This is a genomic window from Solidesulfovibrio sp. DCME (assembly GCF_049995385.1).
Lineage (GTDB): Bacteria > Desulfobacterota > Desulfovibrionia > Desulfovibrionales > Desulfovibrionaceae > Solidesulfovibrio.
The window spans coordinates 445803-464033 of record NZ_CP188261.1; the positions used below are offsets into that span (position 1 = coordinate 445803).

Consider the following 18231-nt stretch of genomic DNA (forward strand, 5'->3'; position numbering starts at 1 on the left):
AACGATCAGGGTGCTTCGATGCCATGGCAAGGCCTCCTGACGGCTGTCGAAAGATGTATAGTGTAAAATACAGCTAGATGTAAATAGCAGCATTGTCCCTCGGCGGTTGCGGCAAGCCAAGGCGGCCGGTGGCGGCACGGGGCGGTGGCCGGCGGGGCCTGCCGCCACGGGCGGCCACGGCCGGGGCGAGGGTTTGCCGGCGCGGCGCCGGGGACGGGCAGGGGCGGGGTGTGATTGCGAAGCCGGCGCACCTGTGACAGAACGGAAAGGCGCTTGGGGCCGCCGGCCAAGGTGATTGGCCGGCCGGAAAGGGTGGGCGACCGTGGCGTCGCAAGCGCGGGCGGCTTGGCCGGGCAAGGGCGAGCCGCCTGGCCTGGAACTGGTCGCTTGCCAGCGGAGATCGGGATGGGCATGAAAGCGATCCGGAAGGTGCTGGGAGCGTTGCTGGTGGTGTGCCTGTGGCCGGGCTGCCTGCAAGCCTCGGATTTGAGCACCTTGTTCCAGGCCAACGAAGCCTCGGTGGTCACCATCCGCGCCGGCAGCAAAATCGGGACGGGCTTTTATGTGGCGCCGCATTTCATCGTCACCAACCTGCATGTCGTTCGCGGCAGCCGTTCCATCACGTATTACAGCAATTACGCGGACGGCGGCACGGCCGCACCGTCCGTGGTGGCCGTGGATGCCGCCAACGACCTGGTCATCCTGCTTGCCGCCAAGCCCGGAAAGCCCGTGCGCCTGGGCGACTACGACAGCGTTTCCCCGGGGGCCGAACTCTTCGCCATCGGGTCGCCCCAGGGCTACGAGAAGACCATCACCAACGGCATGCTCAGCCAGAAGCGCAAGGACGGCCGGATGCAGATTTCCATCGCCGTCTCGCCCGGCTCCAGCGGGTCGCCGGTGTTCACCATGCAGGGGGAGGTGGTGGGCGTGGTGGTGGCCCAGCGCGCGGATTCGCAAAACCTCAATTTCGCCATTCCCTCGGACCGTGTCCAACGCCTGCTGCAAAAGGCCGGGGAAACGGCCCAGGCCGACTACGTCACCGTGGCGGACAGCGAACTGTCGCGCGACGCGGCACCGTCCGGCGGCGTCTCCGGTTCCGTGGACGTGGATTTCGCCGGCGTCGACACCAGCCTGCCCGGATGCCGGAACTATGCCTCCCGTATCTACGAAAACAGTGCCGGCAGCCTGATCAAGCTGTGCACGTGCAATGACGCGATCATGCTCACCAACCGGCTGTGCCAGTGCCAGCCCTGCCGGCGATAGCCACGACAGGGCCTTCTCGGCCGTCGCTTCACCGGGCCAGGGTCCGCTGCGCGGGGCTTGCGGTGCGTTGCCAAGCTTGTATCGCAACGGTACAAGGTATCCCAGACAGCGGACCATAACCCGGCCGGTCCGCCGGCCATGGGGGGCGACGTGTTCGGCACCATCAAGCGCGCCATCGCGGGGCTTTTTTCCGGCAAGGATACCGACGCGGCCCAGGGGCTGACCGAAGAGCAGATCCAGACGGAATTCAAGAAGCGCTACCACCATTTCAAGCTGTTGCTGACGGCCAACAAGAAGGCCCTGGAGATCATGTCCGAGATGGAGGAGGCCCTAAACGGCCGCCGGGCCTTCGGCATGGCCTTCATCCGGGCCCACTCCACCGCCGCCTCGGTCAACGTCTACAAGATCGTCGAGCACTTAAACGCCATCGCCCCGGGCAAGTACGCCGCACTCTACAACAGCATCAAGGACATCCAGCGCCGCATCGGCGAGTGCTGGCACCACGGCGGCGACGACGAGGCCAGCGCCCTGGTCGTTCCCCTGGGCCAGGCCGGCCGCGACCTGGCCGATCAGGTCGGCGGCAAGATGGCCGGCCTGGGCGAGATCGTGCGCCGCACCGGCCTGCCCGTGCCGCCGGGGTTCGCCGTCACGGCCCGGGCCTACCGCCGGCTGATGGAGGAAAACGACCTCAAGGATGAGATCAACCGCCTGCTCCAGACCGCCGGCCCCGACGACCAGCGCAACCTGCTGATTTTAAGCTCCCAGATCCGCAACAGGATCACCGACGCCGACGTGCCGGCCGACGTGGCCGAGGCGATCCAGGCGGCCTACAAGGCCATGTGCGCGCCCCTTGGCGGACCGGTGCCGGTGTCGCTTCGCTCCTCGGCCCTTGGCGAGGACGAGGCCGGCCAGACCTTTGCCGGCCAGTTCTCCTCCAAGCTCAACGTCGCCCCGGACGACATCCTGCAATCCTACAAGGAAGTCCTGGCCAGCAAATACAGCCCCCAGGCCATGACCTACCGCCTCAACAAGGGCATCCCGGACGAGGACGTGGCCATGTGCGTCGGGGTCATGGCCATGGTCGAGGCGGCCGCCGGCGGGGTCATCTATTCCCGCAACCCCCTGGACATCCGCGACGACGCCATCCGCATCCACAGCGCCCTGGGCCTGCCCAAGTCCGTGGTGGACGGGTCGGTGGCCACGGACGAGTTCGTGGTGCGCCGGGGCGAGCCGCCGGTTTTGGCCGAGCGCCATATCCGCCAGAAGGACCAGGTGTTCGTGTGCCTGCCGGGCGAGGGCGTGTGCCGCACGGAAACGGCCGGCGACCGGGCCGGCGCGCCGAGCATCACCGACGGTCAGGCCCTTTCCCTGGCCCGGGCGGCGGTGAAGCTCGAGGCCATGTACGGCGCGCCCGTGGACGTGGAGTGGGCCGTGGACGCGGCCGGGGACATCACCTTTTTGCAGTGCCGGGAGCTGGTACAGCTGCCGGGCGGGGCGGCCGACCGGCCGCGCCGGGTGCACGGGGAGCCGCTTTTGGCCGACGGGGTCACGGCCAGCCCGGGCGTGGGCTGCGGCCCGGTGTGCGTCGTGCGCCGGGAGGCCGACCTGCTGCGGTTTCCCCGGGGCGGGGTGCTGGTGGCCGGCGAGGCCATGCCGCGCTACGCCTCGGTCATCGACCGGGCGGCGGCCATCGTCACGGAAAAGGGCGGCGCGGCCGGCCATCTGGCCAACGTGGCCCGGGAGTTCCGGGTGCCGGCGCTGATGGCCGTGCCCGGGGCCACGGCCCTGCTCGCCCAGGACGCCGAGGTCACGGTGGACGCCGACGGCCGGGCGGTCTACCCCGGCCGGCTCCAGGAGCTCCTCGACGCCTGGGAGGCCGAACGCCAGCCCGCGCCCGAGCGGCAGACCCCCATGCACGCCATCCTGCGCCGGGTCATGGACCAGATCACGCCGCTGCACCTCATCGACCCCAACGTGCCGGAGTTCGCCCCGGAGAACTGCCGGACGCTGCACGACATCACCCGCTTTTGCCACGAGAAATCCGTGACCGAGATGTTCACCTTCGGCCAGGAGTTCCATTTCTCCAAGCGGGCGGCCAAGCAGCTCAAGTACAAGGGCACGGCCATGAAATGGTGGTTCATCAACCTCGACGACGGCTTCACCCACGACGTGCCGGGCCAGTACGTCAAGCTGGAGGAGATCTGCTCCATTCCGGTGGGAGCGCTGTGGGACGGCATCATCGCCATCCCCTGGCAGGGGCCGCCGCCCATGGACGGCCGGGGGTTCATGTCCATCATCGCCCAGGCCTCGACCAACCCGCACCTGGAGGCGGCCGCCCATTCGTCCTTCGCCGAACGCAACTACTTCATGGTCTCGCACAACTACCTGTGCCTGAGCTCCCGGTTCGGCTTCCATTTCTGCACGGTGGAGGCCCTGGTCGGCGACCGGCCGCAGGAGAACTACGTGAGTTTCCAGTTCAAGGGCGGGGCGGCGGAATTTTCCCGGCGGCGGCGCCGGGCCGAGTTCGTGGCCGAGATCCTGGAAATCCGCGGCTTCACCGTGGAGGTCAGCGAGGACGCCTCGTTCGCCCGCATAAGCGCCGGCCCGCAAGAGGAGATGCTCACGGCCCTCAAGGTCATCGGCTACATGCTCATGCACACCCGCCAGCTCGACATGATCATGCACAACGAGGCCATGGTGCAAAGCTACAAGCGCAAGATCCTGGACGACCTGGTGACGGTGGCCGGCCTGCCCGGCCGGGAGATGCCGGCCTGCCCGGCCAAGCCGGCCGAGGAGGCCATGGAGACGGCCATCTAACGGAAAAACAAGGGAGGCTGGTCATGAAGCGCCTTGTGGTGTTGCTGCTTTGTCTTGGCCTCGGCCTGCCCGCCGCGTCGTATCCGGCCGCCCCGTCCGCCCCGGCCCGGGATGACGGCTGGGCCCTGGAACTGGGGCCGGACGCCACCTTTTTCCCGTCCCTGGCCGTGGCCACGGCCGGCCTGCGCCTGGATACCGGGCCGGATCCCCGCGAACTCGGCGACGTCAACGGCCTGCTCGGCGTCTCGGTCGTCGCCCCCCGCGACGGGGCCAAGGCGCAGGTGGAGATCGCCTCGGCCTCGGGCCTGGTCGCGCCCAGTTCCATCAGCGTCAGCCTGCCCAGGAAGGGCGTGCGCTACGCCGTCTATCCCTACATCAAGTACAACGCCGACCAGATGGTGCTCATCCGCCAGCCCTTCGCCGAGGCGGTCACGGGCAAACTGAGCCTCGACGGCGTGCCCCAGGGCGAGAAGACCGGCCGCGTCACCGTGCGCTCGATCAACGACTGCGTCTACGGCTACGACGAGGATGGCCGCTTCAACGACACGTCTTGGTTGTTCGCCGCCTACGTCAACGAGAACCACCCGGCCGTGGAGGCCATCCTCAAGGAGGCCCTGGCCACGGGTCAGGTGGATTCCATTGCCGGCTACCAGGGCGACGCCGACGACGTGCGCGACGAGGTCGAGGCCGTGTGGACGGCCCTGGCCCGGCGCCGCATCCGCTATTCGAGCATCAAGACCGCCTCGGCCGAGTCGCCCGACATCTGGAGCCAGCACGTGCGGCTTCTCGGCGAGGCCCTGGCGGCGCGCCAGGCCAATTGCGTGGAAGGGGCCTGCCTGCTGGCCTCGGTTTTTACGAAAATGGGGCTCAATGCCTCGCTCGTGAACCTGCCCGACCACATGCTCGTGGCCGTGGACCTCGACGAGGACGGCGACGAGGACCTCTATCTGGAGACCACGCTTCTGGGCGATTCGGACTCCTCCTTCGACGACGCCGCCGAGGAGGGCGAGAAGATCCACAAGCAGTACAAGGCCAGGCTCAAGGCCGATCCGCGCATCCGTTGGCGCGACAAGCGGCCGCGGAAAAAAGGCGGCCCGGACGAGGTGGGGCTGATCAACATCCAAACGGCCCGGGAGATCGGCATCCTGCCCATCCGGGAGCCAGGGGCGGACCGGGCTCGCTTTCGCCCCTGACCGGGGAGCCCGACGGAGAGGGAGCCCTCGGAGGTGCGGTCCGTCAGGGCGCGGCGGGCGTCGCCCGCGCCTCGAAGCGGCGCATGAACCGCCGGTCGATGGCGTCCTTGAGGGCCAGGCACCAGCGGCCTTCGAGGACGAGCGGCCCCTTGCGCAGGATGGCCCGGCCGTCGCCGCAATTGAGCAGGGACAGGAAGTTTCGGCCCGTCTTGCCAAAGGGCGACAGTTGCCGGCCGGTGAGGAAGGCCAGCAGGTTGGCGCCAAGCACCGGCCCCTGGCGCACGGCGTAGACCCCGGCCCGGGGCAGGGGGGCAGGCGCGAAATGGATGCAGTCGCCGCCGCCGAAGATCTCCGGGTGAAGGGGGCTTTGCAGGAAGGCGTTGACCGAAAGCCCGCCGTCCGGCCCCAGGGCCAGGCCGGCCTGGGCGAAAAGCTCCGGCGGGGACGTGCCCGTGGCCACCAGGCAGACGTCGCAGCGCACCCCGCCGCCGTCGGCCAGTTCCGCCCGGTCGCCTCGCAGGCGCGTCACCCGGCCGGCGATGCAGCGCGCCCCGCGCCGGGCAAGGGATGCATGGGCCAGCCGCCTGGCCCTTTGCGGCCAGCCGCACAGGAGCCCCCGGCCGGTAACCACGGTCACGAGCGGTTTCCTGACGCCCAACCCCGTCAACAGCCCCAAGGCGTTGCCCGCGATTTCGAAGGCCGAGGCCCCGCCGCCCACCACCAGCACCTGGACCGGTTCGCCGGCCTCGGCCCGGGACTCGATGGCCAGCCGGGCGGCCAGCAGGTTCTCGATGGGCTTGACCGGATAGACGCCCACCCCGGGCGCGGGCTCCACGGGAAAGGGCGGGATGACGCGGCTGCCGAGGCCGAAACTCACGGCGTCGTAGCCGATCTCCCGGCCGTCCGCCAATCGCAGCCGCCGCGCCTCGGGATCGATCCCGGCCACGCTCCCCCGCACGAACGCCCCTACTCCCTTTTCCCCCCCTTCAGGGGGTCCGGGGGGGATGATCCCCCCCGGCGGGGTGCAGGGGCGGCGCCCCTGCCCGCCGGAGGCTCCCCGTACCATCCTTTCCACATCGAAGCGCAGTTCGGCCGGGGCGTAGCGGCCGGAAAGCAGGCCCGGCCCCATGCCGGAATAGGCGAGAAACGGGCCGGGGGCCAGGCAGGTGACGTCGATGCCGGCGTCACGGAAGGCCGCGAGCCGCGACAGGGTGAACAGGTGGGCATGGCCGCCGCCGCAAAGGACGAGATGGCTGCGCATGCTTTCGTATAGGGCAACGGGCCGGCCGGGGGAAGGCGCGGGCCGTTACAAAAAAGGATTGGACGCGAAAACCTGCGTATAGGTCGGGGAGGGAGGGTTGCCCTGTGTCGGCCCGAAATTGGCGACCAATTCCAGGGAGCCCATATCCAGCGTGTAGGATTGGTAGGTCGGGTAATCGTTGGTTGCCCGATAAATGGCGCCGGAATTCTTCGCGATGCCATCCGTGCCGGTGAAGGCGATGACGTCTTGCATGTCCTGCATGCCGAGAACGTTTTCCTCGGCCAGTTTCGACTCGAGGAGTGCCTTGTAGCTGTCAAAGCGCTTTTCATTGGCCAAATCGCCGGAGAACTCGTCAGTGGTCCCCGGCAGGAGGAAGGAATTCACGGCGGCAACCGTATTGGGGATTCCCCACGTAACGCCCTCGCGCAAGAATGAATCGTCTGTTCGCAGCCCCCGGGCGGCGGGGTGCTCCAGGTCGTTTTCCAGGACATAGGCGGCAGTCGTGTCGGCCAAAAATCCAATATAGGAGTGCGTGTCCTGCTGATTGAGGAGATAGAACCCGACGTCGGCGACGTTGTCGTAATGTTCGAAGGCATATCGAAAATCGGCGGGATAGGAGTCGGCGCCGGCGGACGTGAAATAGCCTCTTTTCATGTCGCTATCGAGGAGCGCTCCGGAGAGGTGATTTTCGCTGAAAACGGAAGCAGGGAAGAGTTGGCCAAGAAAGCCGATGCCGACGATGTCGTACGCGGGGTCGGCGTTGATGTAGCGTTGTACGTTGTGGAGCTGCGAGACGCCGGGCATGTCGTACCAGTCGAAATTGCGCCCGACAATGGTCGCACCCGTTGCCGATGCGGCCCCATACACGGCTGCCGCGGAGCAACTGCCTGGATCGATGACATCGTGCAACACTTCGAACACGAGAAGTTCGTTGGTCGACAATATGCCATCACCGAGTTTGTCGACCGGATAAGTAAAAACGGTGGCCATTCCGGCCAGTTCGTTTTTGTAGTCTTGCGGCATGCCCGCAATAAGGTCGTAGGCTCGTGTTATGAGCGTTGCAAACTCGGGATGCTCCGGGGAGGCTTCCGAGGACAGGAGCAAAAAGAGGTCGATGGTGGCCCCGTAGGTGGGCAATGTATTGACTATTTCTTTAGCATATGCTTGGACGACTTCGAAGTGTGAGCCTTTCGTGAAGTCGAGGGTCGTTTTGTAGTAGGTGCCGTCAATACCCTCTATGGTAACCATGGAAGAATTACCCGACATGCTTATTCCCTCCCTGCCTTCGGGGCCAAGAAACGTTCACGGTGCTTGTTCCAATCGTTTTCGAGCGGATACGAAGCGGAGCAGGGAAAACCGTGGGAGGCGCCCGGCCGGGCAAGGTGGCTGGGGAGCGGGCGCCGCCTGGCCGGAGGGTGCCCGGGCGTGCTCACGAGGGGACGGCGGCGTGTCGCCTTCTCGAAATCCGCGGCTGCGCATTTCGCGAACACGAGAGTGGGCGCAAGCGTCTTTCCAGTCACAAGCAATTTCATTTTGTCGTTGAAACGCCACACTGGTGTCTGGCCCTTCAAAATACGGGCGTGCTTTTTACGGGGAAGCGATGACGGCCAGGGGTTGCGCGTGCGCAGGCATGCATTTTTTCCGAGGACGCCGGGCTAGGCTTCTGGTGCGAGGACGCCCAGTCGGGTCAGTTCGGCCAGGATGGACTTCTCGTCCACGGGTTTTTGCAGAAAGGAGGTCGCACCGCCCAGGTACATGGCGTTGTGGGTGTCCTCGCCGTCCTCCAGGACCGAGGTGATGACGATCTTGCAGCAGGTATCCTCGGACAGGCCGAAATCCTTCTCGATTTCACGGATCTCGTGGAGGGCCCGGGGGCCGTCAATGACCGGCATGAGCAGGTCCATGAAGACCAGGGCGTAGGGCTCGCCGGCCTCCAGGGCCTTTTTGAAGGCCATGATGGCATCCTCGCCGTTGACCGCCGCGTCGCAGGCGGCATAGGGGTGGAGGATGTACTCCAGAAAGCTGCGGCTGTAGAAGTCGTCGTCGACAATGAGTGCCCGCATGGCGCCTCCGGCTGCTGCTGGATCACGGAACAGGGCTTCGAGTTACGTCGACTATCCCTACTGACCGGGCGGCACCTGTGTCAAGAACGAGTCTCCGCTAATCATTTTTCAGTATCGTCGCGTAGTTCCCGGCGCAGTGGCAGTCCGTGGCGTAGCGGGCCACATAGTCGAGGCGCGAGCGCAGGCAGGAGACCACGCCGTCGCGAAAGACCACCCAGACCCGGCCGTACCCGGCGCAGACGTAGGTTTCCGGGCCGATCACCGACTGCTTGATGGCCGGCGGGTCGCCGAGCAGTTCCTTGACGCTGCCCATGGACATGCCAGGCACGACGCGCCGGGCGGCGAAGGCGGCGTCCTCGCGCATCTCGTTTTCCATTTCCTTGGCCCGGAACTCCCGGTCCGCGCCGAAGGGGATGGCGGCCATGCGGGCCTCGGCCGCCTGCCGGTCCCGGGTTGCGGTCTCGGCCAGGGCGGCGGCGCGCAGCTCCGGGTTGGAGGCAAAGGCCATCAAACGGTCGCCCAGGGCGGCATTGGGCGTTTTGGCCCGCAGCGTCAGGCGCACGGCCAGGCCGTCGGGCACCTGCCGCACCTCCTCGTCGGCCACGGCCACGGCCAGCATACTGTCGACAAAGGCCCGCAGGTCCCCGGGCGAGAGGTGGGCGTTGCCCAGGGCCGGATCGCGGGCAAGGGCGGCCGCGGCGTCGTCCAGCAGCCGGCCCCGGGCCTGCTGGGCGCACAGGCGCTTGGCTTGGGCCTGGTCCATGTGGGGGCCGTAGAAGCAGGTGGTGGCCTTGGAGAAGACGCGTTCGTCGGAAACCTGACGCCGCAGGCCATCGGCCGTGCCCGGCGCGGCGGACTGCGGCCCGGCGGCCGACGGCTCCTGGGCCGGCAGGGGACACGGGAAAAGCGCGAAGATCAGGGCCAATACCGGCAACAGGCGGCGCATGGCAGGCTCCTTGGTTGGGCCGAGGCTAGCAAAAGCCGTTCCGCGGCAGGAGGTGTCCCGGTCCTCGAAGGCTTTCACATGCTCGGCCTGTGCTGGCCTGATGGCGCGAGCCCGCTGCCCCTGGATCTCCCCCTGTTGTCCTCGGCCAATGGCAACAACGGGCTCCAGTCCATCGTCGGCCGTTTCCACGTGCGATCCGCCGGGCGTGGGACGTGTCGCCAAGTATCGCCTGTGGTCAGTTTTCGTACAACAGCAGGGCGTTCGCCGGGGTGAAAGAGGCCGCCGCTTCCCCGCCGCGAACGCAGCGCACATAATACCTGCTTTCTCGAAGATTGCCGATATAAACACCCTTGGCGTAATCGAAGTGGATCGTCCAGGACTCGTTGCGGGGGCCGACGAAGGGCGAGCCGCTCCAGTAGCGGCGGCCGGTGCTGGGTTCGATGAATTCCGGCGCAATGGCCAGGGGAGGCACTCCCGCGTCGTAGACCAGGGTCTCCAGTTCCTTCTTGTTGGGCAGTCGCCAGTCCGTCTTGCCCGCCGTGTCCTGGGCTTCGCACCAGGCCATGGCGTCTTTCCAATTCATGAAGGCGTCGCTTCCAGCGCGTTCCCAGACAAGGCCCGTGGTGGTGTCCCGCACCGTTATGCCGTCGGGATTCACGGCGTATGTGGATTCAGGGATGGCGCCGCCGCGTACACAACGGACATGCAACAATTCGGAGTAATTTGCCTTTCCCCACTGTCCGTCGCTGAAATTCACGAAATAACGGTATGTCGTGTACGGATCGCCGTCCTTGGATACGGTCCAGTACCGCTCCAGGGCGCTGGGAATGGCCGGATCGATGGCCGGATTCACCTGGCCGTCGTCGGTGATGCTCAAGAGTTCTTTGCGGGTGGGAAGCCGCCAGTCGGTGTGTCCAGCCAGATCGAGATTCTCGCAAAAGGAGACGGCGGCATCCCAGTCGAGCGTCCCGGCCGAGTCCGCCGCCTGCCAGACAAGCCCCGTGACCTTGTCCGTCACGGTGTCGCCGTCAACGGCGTAGGACAAGGCCTTGCCCGTACGATACGTTCCATCCTGGCCGTAGAAGTCCTGACCTTGGGACGGGCAGTCGATCTGTGTCGTGTTATTGTAGCAGGTGGAGATACCGGTTTTCGTGAGACTGTAGGCCATGGACTCATGGGATATGACAGGGATAAGAAGCGCCGCGACAAATGCGGGGAAAGCAATCGATGGCGGCAGAATGCTGAGGCATCTGGACATGATCATTATGAAAAGGTGCATGTCGTGTCTCCTTGTTGATTTGAATTCTTATGACGCGTCTGTCTTCCTCCGAGTAATCTGATCAAGTTAAAGAGTGAACAAATGCCGAAGAATGAGCCAACTCATGGCTGAACCGACCGAGAACGAATTTGGGTTGCCGGTAAAGAACTGGTTACCCTGTGAGCGCATACGATTTCTTTGCCATTATTCTTTCAGATACCATCGCCCACTGGCTTGAGTAAAGAGGAATCAAGGCGTTTCAGCGAGGGTGAACTCTGGAAGGCCAATGCGATACATAGCTTGTAAAGTTATGTACGATGCACAATCCTCCGCATCCGGGGGAGATGATTAGGGCGCAGTGTCTTGAACCCTTCGGGCGGTCCGTTGCCGCCGCGGCAAAAGGGCCTGGCGTGAGGCGCAAGGCGCTCTCTGAACCGTTGAGAGGTCGGAGTGGCGTTTCTCCTGAAAGGGCCATTCGCCTTTTCAGTGCCTTCGGCTCTTCGCCGAAAAGGCGATTCCGGTTGCAACTGCAGTTAGACTTTGCCAGTGCTGCGGCGAGTGGGCGCACGATCACGGTGACGCGGTTTTCCGAGCCTACCCCGGCATAAGAAAGGGCGCGACCGGTTTCCCGGCCGCGCCCCCAGTAAGCGGTCGCGGTCCGCCTGGCTACTTGACGGGCTTGTGGCAGTCGCCGCAGCTGACGGGGCCCTTTTTCTTGTCCATGTGGCAACCCATGCACTGCTTGTGGTAGGCGCGCATCAGCGGCGTGCGGCCGGGCTTGCCGGCGGCCGTGTGGCAGTCGGAGCAGGGGATGCCGGCGGTGTCGGCCTCGGGGTCGCGCTTGCCGTCCTTTTCGCCGTGGTGGCAGGCCGTGCATTCGCTGATGCCGGCCTTCTCGTTGTGCGTATCGTGGGGGAAGACGGCCGGCAACCGGGTTTTGGTGGCCAGCCCCTCGGCCGGGACCGTGGTCATGTCCTGCTGGCTCATGGCCGGGGCCGCCAGGAGCAGGGCGGCGGCGAGAGCCACAAGCGCAAGCGGTATCGTGCGTCGTTTCATAGCTGGTTCTCCTGCGCGCCGGGGTTACTCGGCCTCGGGTTTCTCCATGAGCTCGTAGATGAGGTCGCCCAGGAACTTGGTATGCATGCCGAGGCCAAACTTGCTGATGATGTCCTCCAGGCCGCCGTGGCAGTTGTGGCAGGGGGCGACCAGGGTGTGCACGCCCGTGGCCTTGAGCTGCTCGGCCTTGATGGAGTTGCCGACGATGCGGACATTCTTGAAGGGAGGCCCGCAGTTGATGACGCCGCCGCCGGCGCAGCAGCAGTAGTTGTGTTCGCGGTTGGGCGACATCTCAACCACCTTTTCGCACAGGAAGTGGGTCACATCGCGCAGTTTGTCCATGAGACCGCGGCCGCGGATGACGTTGCAGGGGTCGTGGATGGTGACCGGGTCGGCGTACTTGTGGGTGATCTTGATGCGGCCTTGCTGGATGAGCTCCCAGAAGAACTCGATCGAATGGACCATGGGGACGGGCGTCCATTTCCAGCCGAGCCAGCGGTTGCCCACGTCGTAGACGGCGCGGAAGGCGTGGCCGCACTCGCCCATGACGATGCGCTTGACGCGAAGGCGCTGGGCGGTTTCGTAGTGGGCCCGCTCCACCCGGGCCATGATCTCGGCGTCGCCGGTGAACATGGCCATGTTGGAGTTGTCCCAGCCGGGCGTGGCCGGCATGGTCCAGTTGAGGCCGGCGGCGTTGAAGATGGCCGCGGCCTGGTAGATGAGCTGGGTGCGGAATTTCGGTTCCGGGGCGATGACCGAATACATGAAGTCCGCGCCCTCGACGTCCAGGGGAATGCGCAGCCCGGGGAATTCTTCGCGGGCCTCTTCCTCCTGCCATTGCAGGGTGTCGGGCCACTCGTCGTCTTTGACCCACATCTGGTTGAGGGTGGCCGAGTGGCTGTGGGCGGTGTCCTGGATGTACTGCGGTGTCACGCCGAGCTTGTGGCACAGCCGGCGCACGACGCTTATGATGTAGCCGGTGTCGATGCCCAGGGGGCAGTAGTGGATGCAGCGCCGGCAGAGGTTGCACTCGGTGTAGGCGACCTGGGCGCATTCATAGATGACCTGCGGGTCGACCCGGCCGCCGGCGGCCAGAAGCCGCCACATGGTCTGGCTGACCTTGGCCACGGGCGTGTAGCTCGGGTCCTTGTGCGACATGTAGTAATGGCAGGCCTTGGCGCACATGCCGCAACGCACGCAGGTCTCGACGTAGGTTTTGAGCCTGGCGCCGCATTCGCCGGCGACGAGCTCCTTAAAGACTTTTTCTATCTTCTCCGGGGTCAGGCGGGAAACCCCGCGCCGCAGCCCAGTATCCTCGATCAAACGATCGGCAATGGTGCTCATGCAATCCTCCGGTGGCTACCAGTCCTTGGCGTGTCTGACGGACCCGAACTCCGAGGCGATGTAGCCCCGCGAAAAGACCGCGAACAGCATATGCGAGAGCCGGGTGAACGGGATGGCGACCAGCATGGCCTCGCCGCACAGGATGTGCAGGGTGGTCAAAAGCAGGTTGTCGCCGATGCGATGATAGGCCAAAACGCCCGTTAGGAAGGTCAGGCCGACCAGCAACACCACGAAGATGTCCTGGGGCCCGGTGACGAAGCGCACTTCCGGGACGCTCAGGCGGCGCCACAGGAAATAGGCGCAAATCAGCACCACCACGATGGCCAGGGTGTCGGCCAGGCCGCCCGGCAGGGCCGGCCAGGACCAGCCCCGGAAGGTGTCGAAGAGCACGATGTGGCCCATGAGGAAGATGGGAACCAGAAACAGGCAGATGTGAAACACGAAGGTGGCCGCCGTCACGCCCGGGTTTTCCTTCCAACCCAGGGCGCCGAAGGGCGTGAACCAGTGAGCCAAAGATTTGAGGGCGTGGGGCCAGCTGATGTAGGCCACGAAGGCGCCGTCCTTTTTGAAGGCCAGGGCGCGCATGGACAGCAGCCGGTAAATCGAACCGAGGATGAAGACGGCGAAGGCCAGCCAGGCCAGGGGGCCGACGGCGAGATCGTACAGGGCGTGCATGACAGTCTCCCTCCTAACCCGCGAAGGCCGTGACCGGGGCCACGATGCGGTGCAGCTTGCCGTCGGCGATGGCCCGGATGAGGACCTTGGAGCCGTCCGGCGAAAAGGCCGGGGCGAAGCATTTGTCGAAGCTCTGGCCGTAGGCCTTGCCGTCGCACACCACGGTGTGTTTGCCGCCGCGCTCCACGTTCACGGCCAGGTGGGCGCCGTCGGGGCTCCAGACCGGGGTCCAGGCCATGTCGTAGCGGCCGGCCCAGACCTTGCCGTCGCACAGGATCGCGAAATTGGTGTTGTTGTCGTTGCCGAGCGCCGCCACACGCCCGCCGGCCGGGCTTACCGCCAGGTCCGTGACCACGGGGAAGGTCACGCCCCAGGGTGCGCCGTCCACGGCCACGGTGAATTCGCCGAATTTCGGGGCAACAATGGCCGCGAGCTTGGAGCCGTCAGGCGTGTAGGCCTGATGCCACACCTGGGCGAAGCGGGGCTCCCAGGCCATCTTGTCGTCGATGGCCATGCCCCAGGCGCCGGCCTTGCGCACGGGCGCGGCCACCTGTCCCGTGGCCGGATTGAAGATCGGCCCCCAGGCGCAGGCATAGGCCCCTTCCCAGGCCTTGCCGTCCACGGCGATGGTGTAGTCGTAAAGCGTGCGGCGCACGGTGGCGGCCACGCGCGTGCCGGTGGCGTCGAAGGCGGGATTCCAGCAGTTGACGAAAATGTTGTCCCAGGCCTCGCCAGCCACCGCCACGGTGAAGATGCCCTGCTGGAAGGTCTCGATGTCCGCCTGGGCCAGGGACTTGGCCTGGACCACTGCGGCCGTGGCCTTGCCGTTCCGGGACAGGGTCACCTGGTTGGCGTTTTCGTACAGCGTCTCCCAGGCCTGCCCGTCCACGGCCAGGCCGTATTGGCCGTCGGCCTGGATGGGCGCGGCGATCACGTCTCCGGCGGCGGAAAAAAGCGTGCCCCAGATGTAGCCGTAGGAAGTTTCCCAGGCCTCGCCGTCCACGGCCATGGTCCAGTCCCCGGCCGACTGGACCAGCGCCGTCAGGCGCCCGTCGGGCGAGAAACGGGGATACCAGACCTTGTCGAACGTTTCTTCCCAAACCTCACCGTTGACCGCCATGGAAAATTCGGCGTCCGGCAAAGCGGCGACCATGGCCACGGCCTCGCCATCCGGCGAGACGTAAGGTTCCTCCAGCCACTCGTATTCACGCGAACATTTGCCCAAATCGTCCACGACGACGCGGGCGCCTGGCGTGAAATCCCAGGACTGCGCGACGGACATACCGACCTCCTTGACGGGTGGAAGACGCGCGGGACCGCACGCGTGAGCGCACGGCCCTGTTGCTGCAACGAGACCCCATGTGACTCCCCCTAGTTAGTCACGAATTTCACGATTAGTCAAGGCCTCTCTTCTTTCAAGAGATCTAGTAATATCGCCATATATGACTCGAAAAGGTAGGATATTCCGCCATGCGAAGGATGGGAATCAACCCCTACTCCGATCAAATTGGTTGGGTTTGCGCGGCCCGCATGCTCCTGGCCCTGCTCCTGGCCCTGCTCCTGGCGCCGCCACCTGTCGCCGCCGTCCCGGCAACCGCTTGGAGCCCGTCGGCCAACCCGGCCGACACCCCCCTGCCGCGCTCGGCCAAGTTCGGCGCCAGCCTGGAGCGGACCGGGAAAACGGCGGGGCAGGCGGCCCCGGCCGAGGCCGGGGCGGCAACCGGCTACGAGACCGTGCGCGGCGTCACCGAAGTCCTGGCCGGCCGCACCAGGGAAGGTGCGGCCCGGCTGGCCGCCGTGGTCGGCCGGGCCGGGCCGTGGGCCGATGTGGCTGCCTACTACCTGGGCCTTGGCCGCTTCCTGTCCGGCGACGCAGCCGGAGCCCTGGCCGCCCTGGCCGGCCTGGCCGAGGCGCCCCGGTCCTCGTTTCTGGGCCGCGACGCCCAGTACCTGGCCCTGGAGGCCGCTTCCCGGGCCGGCGATCATGGCCGCGCCCTGGCCCTGGCCGAGGCTTGGCTGACCGAGGCCGACCCGTGGCTGGCCCCGGAGGTCTGGCTGCGGGCCGCCGTGGCCGCCCAGGCCCTGGGCAAGCGGCGCAAGGCGGCCGATTTCCTGCGCCACCTGTCCCTGACCTGGCCCGACGCCAAGGCCGCCCAGGCCGGCAACGCCCTGGCCCGGGCGATGTGCGGGGAGGTGGAGCGGGAGACGGGGCGGGAGATGGGACGGGGGGAAGCCTCCGGCGGCCAGGCGGGGCGGGGCCCCTCCTGGACCTCCCCGAAGGGGGGAAAGGCCGTTGCCATGGCGCAGGGCGTCGGGGAAACGGCCTGCTATGACCCCGATTCGCCGGCCAATGTGCTTTTGCGGGCCGAGGCCATGGTGGAAAAGGGCGCGCCCGAATCGGCGCTCAAGCTGTTGGAGGGCAAATGGCCCTTCGACGCCGGCCAGGCCGCCCGGGCCGAGTACGTGCGGGGCAAGGCCCTCTACCGCCTGCGCCGGTTCAAGGCCGGGGCCGAGGCCTTCGCCCGGGCGGCCGGGGCCGATCCGGCGGCGTCCCTGGCCGGCTGGGCGCGCTATCACGAGGCGCGCTGCCTGTGGCGGTCCTTCGAGGCTGCCGACCTCGACCGCATGGAGGCGCTGCTGCGCCAGGTCCTGGCCGGGCCGTGGCGCGACGACCCCTTGCGCGAGGTGGCCGCCCGGCACCTGGCCTTGCTGCTGGTCGAGCGCGGCCGTTTCCCCGAGGCCCTGGCCGCCGCCAGCCAACTGACGGGCCTGGCCGTCACGGCCGACCTGGCCGCCCAGGGGGCGTCGCTGGCGGCGCTGCTGCGGTTCGTCACCGGCGACCTCCCCGGTGCGGCGGCGGATATGGCCGCCTTCGCCGAGCGCTTCCCCGAGGACGACTGGGCCGACGGGGCGCGCTACTGGCGCGGCAAGACCTTGTCCGCCATGGGCAAGCCCGAGGAGGCGGCCAAGGCCTACCTGGACGTCCTGTCCCGGCGGCCCAACAGCTATTACGGCGGCCGGGCCCAGGCCGCCCTGGCCGCCATGGGCCGGTCCGTGGGGCCGGGGGTGGTGGCCTCGCCCGTGCGCGAGGGGCCGCGCTGCCCGGGCCGGGCCGAACCGCCGTCGGCCGCGGCGGCCGACGCCCTGGCCAAGGCCCGGCTCCTGGCCGATTCGGGCCTGCCGGCCCTTGGCGAGATGGAGCTCGACTTCGCGGCCAAGGCCATGCCCGACCGGGCCGACCTGGCCATGGCCCATATCGCCATGGCCGAGGCCATGGGCCGGCGCGGCGCGGTCCTGCGCACGGCCTGGCGCACCTTCGGCGGCTGCCTCACCCGGGGTACGGCCGAGGATTTGCAGCCCTTGCGCCAGGCCCTCTACCCGCGCGCCCACGCTGGCCTGGTCACCGCCGCCCTGGCCGGCTCGGGTATCGACCCGGACATCGTCTATTCGCTGATCCGGCAGGAGAGCTTTTTCGACCCGGACGTGGTCTCCGGGGCCGGGGCGGTGGGGCTCATGCAGCTGATGCCCGAGACGGCCCGGGCCGTGGGGGCGAAGCTTGGTATCAAGGCCGACCGCAAGGCGCTGTTCGACCCGGCCGTCAACATCCGGCTCGGGGTGGCCTTTTTCCGGGAACGCGTGGAGGCGGCCGGGAGCCTGGCGGCGGCATTGGCCGGCTACAACGCCGGACAGAACCGGGCGGCGGTCTGGATGCGCGGCTTCGGGGGCCTGGGCGAGGAGCTTTTCACGGAGCTGATCCCCTACACCGAGACTCGGGACTACGTGCGGCGCATCGACGCCAATGCCATGATGTACGGGAGGCTCTACGGCCGCTGACGGGCGGCCAGCTCCTCCAGGGAGAACAGCCGGTCCGCGTCGAGGACCATGACGAAGGCGTCGTGCAGGCGGGCCAGCCCCTTGACGAAGCGGGCCGGCACGGACAGGCCCATGTCCGGCGGCGGGGCGATGTCGCGGTCGGCGATCTCCACCACCTCGTGCACGGCGTCGGCCAGGGCGGCGATGGCCAGGGTCTCGCCGGCGAAGTCGCGCTCGACCACGACCAGGCACGAGGCGGCCGCGTCCGTTTCGCCCAGTTCGAGCTTGCGGCGCAGGTCCACCACCGAGGCCGCGTTGCCGCGCAGGTTGACCACGCCGCGCAAATGTTCGGGGGAAAACGGTACCCAGGTCACGGGCAGCGTGTCCAGCACCTCGGCGATGGCCGACGATTCCAGGGCGAAACGTTCGCCGCCAAGCGTCAAGGTCAGGTATTGTCGCGAAGCGTCGTCGGCCATGGTGTGCCTTCCGTGTCGGGAATATGCTCAGGTGTATACCCGACCCGGGGGCTCGGGGCAATCGCC

Annotated in this window: 15 protein-coding genes; 5 read left to right on the top strand and 10 right to left on the bottom strand. The window is 66.9% G+C overall.

Annotated features, from left to right (window positions below):
* Positions 1–411: 411 nt before the first annotated feature.
* From ACP59X_RS01930 to ACP59X_RS01940, 3 genes are all read left to right on the top strand, one after another.
* On the top strand, positions 412–1263 hold the full coding sequence (locus ACP59X_RS01930; RefSeq protein WP_428564278.1) for a S1C family serine protease: 852 nt from the start codon (positions 412–414) through the stop codon (positions 1261–1263).
* A 150-nt stretch (positions 1264–1413) separates the two neighbouring features.
* Positions 1414–4080 carry a PEP/pyruvate-binding domain-containing protein gene (locus ACP59X_RS01935; protein WP_428564281.1) on the top strand — a complete coding sequence of 889 codons (2667 nt, stop codon included), beginning with the start codon at positions 1414–1416 and terminating at the stop codon, positions 4078–4080.
* A gap of 23 nt (positions 4081–4103) precedes the next feature.
* Complete coding sequence (locus tag ACP59X_RS01940) at positions 4104–5273, top strand: hypothetical protein (RefSeq protein WP_428564283.1); 1170 nt, start codon at positions 4104–4106, stop codon at positions 5271–5273.
* A gap of 43 nt (positions 5274–5316) precedes the next feature.
* Here ACP59X_RS01940 and ACP59X_RS01945 read toward each other — a convergent pair whose 3' ends face one another.
* From ACP59X_RS01945 to ACP59X_RS01965, 5 genes are all read right to left on the bottom strand, one after another.
* Complete coding sequence (locus ACP59X_RS01945; RefSeq protein WP_428564286.1) at positions 5317–6534, bottom strand: FAD-dependent oxidoreductase; 1218 nt, start codon at positions 6532–6534, stop codon at positions 5317–5319.
* Positions 6535–6579: 45 nt separating this feature from the next.
* Positions 6580–7782, bottom strand: coding sequence for a C45 family autoproteolytic acyltransferase/hydolase (locus tag ACP59X_RS01950; RefSeq protein ID WP_428564289.1), 1203 nt, complete (start codon positions 7780–7782; stop codon positions 6580–6582).
* A gap of 407 nt (positions 7783–8189) precedes the next feature.
* Positions 8190–8597: a response regulator gene (locus ACP59X_RS01955; protein ID WP_428564292.1), complete on the bottom strand. Its 408-nt coding sequence runs from the start codon at positions 8595–8597 to the stop codon at positions 8190–8192.
* A gap of 97 nt (positions 8598–8694) precedes the next feature.
* Positions 8695–9543 carry a hypothetical protein gene (locus tag ACP59X_RS01960; RefSeq protein ID WP_428564295.1) on the bottom strand — a complete coding sequence of 283 codons (849 nt, stop codon included), beginning with the start codon at positions 9541–9543 and terminating at the stop codon, positions 8695–8697.
* A gap of 235 nt (positions 9544–9778) precedes the next feature.
* Positions 9779–10822, bottom strand: coding sequence for an Lcl C-terminal domain-containing protein (locus ACP59X_RS01965; RefSeq protein ID WP_428564298.1), 1044 nt, complete (start codon positions 10820–10822; stop codon positions 9779–9781).
* Positions 10823–11118: 296 nt separating this feature from the next.
* On the opposite strand from ACP59X_RS01965, the gene ACP59X_RS01970 reads away from it, so the two are divergent.
* Positions 11119–11409 (top strand): HigA family addiction module antitoxin, encoded by a 291-nt coding sequence (locus ACP59X_RS01970; RefSeq protein WP_428564301.1) that lies wholly within the window; start codon positions 11119–11121, stop codon positions 11407–11409.
* A 58-nt stretch (positions 11410–11467) separates the two neighbouring features.
* Here ACP59X_RS01970 and tmcA read toward each other — a convergent pair whose 3' ends face one another.
* Genes tmcA through tmcD form a run of 4 tightly spaced genes read right to left on the bottom strand, consistent with a single transcriptional unit; the run spans position 11468 to position 15158 of the window.
* The gene (gene tmcA, locus ACP59X_RS01975) at positions 11468–11857 is read right to left on the bottom strand and encodes an acidic tetraheme cytochrome c3 TmcA (RefSeq protein ID WP_428564304.1); all 390 of its coding nucleotides are present in this window, start codon (positions 11855–11857) and stop codon (positions 11468–11470) included.
* Between the two features lie 24 nt (positions 11858–11881).
* A complete protein-coding gene (gene tmcB / locus ACP59X_RS01980) occupies positions 11882–13201 on the bottom strand; it encodes an electron transfer complex ferredoxin TmcB (RefSeq protein ID WP_428564307.1) in 1320 nt (439 codons plus the stop codon).
* 15 nt (positions 13202–13216) lie between these two features.
* Positions 13217–13876 (bottom strand): TmcC family electron transfer complex membrane anchor subunit, encoded by a 660-nt coding sequence (gene tmcC / locus ACP59X_RS01985; RefSeq protein ID WP_428564310.1) that lies wholly within the window; start codon positions 13874–13876, stop codon positions 13217–13219.
* Positions 13877–13889: 13 nt separating this feature from the next.
* Positions 13890–15158: an electron transfer complex subunit TmcD gene (gene tmcD / locus ACP59X_RS01990; RefSeq protein ID WP_428564313.1), complete on the bottom strand. Its 1269-nt coding sequence runs from the start codon at positions 15156–15158 to the stop codon at positions 13890–13892.
* Positions 15159–15346: 188 nt separating this feature from the next.
* Between tmcD and ACP59X_RS01995 the strand changes: the two genes are divergently transcribed.
* The gene (locus ACP59X_RS01995; protein WP_428564316.1) at positions 15347–17710 is read left to right on the top strand and encodes a lytic transglycosylase domain-containing protein; all 2364 of its coding nucleotides are present in this window, start codon (positions 15347–15349) and stop codon (positions 17708–17710) included.
* Here ACP59X_RS01995 and ACP59X_RS02000 read toward each other — a convergent pair.
* The gene (locus tag ACP59X_RS02000) at positions 17698–18165 is read right to left on the bottom strand and encodes a chemotaxis protein CheW (protein WP_428564318.1); all 468 of its coding nucleotides are present in this window, start codon (positions 18163–18165) and stop codon (positions 17698–17700) included. The two genes, ACP59X_RS01995 and ACP59X_RS02000, sit on opposite strands and share 13 nt — an antisense overlap.
* Between the last annotated feature and the right edge of the window lie 66 nt (positions 18166–18231).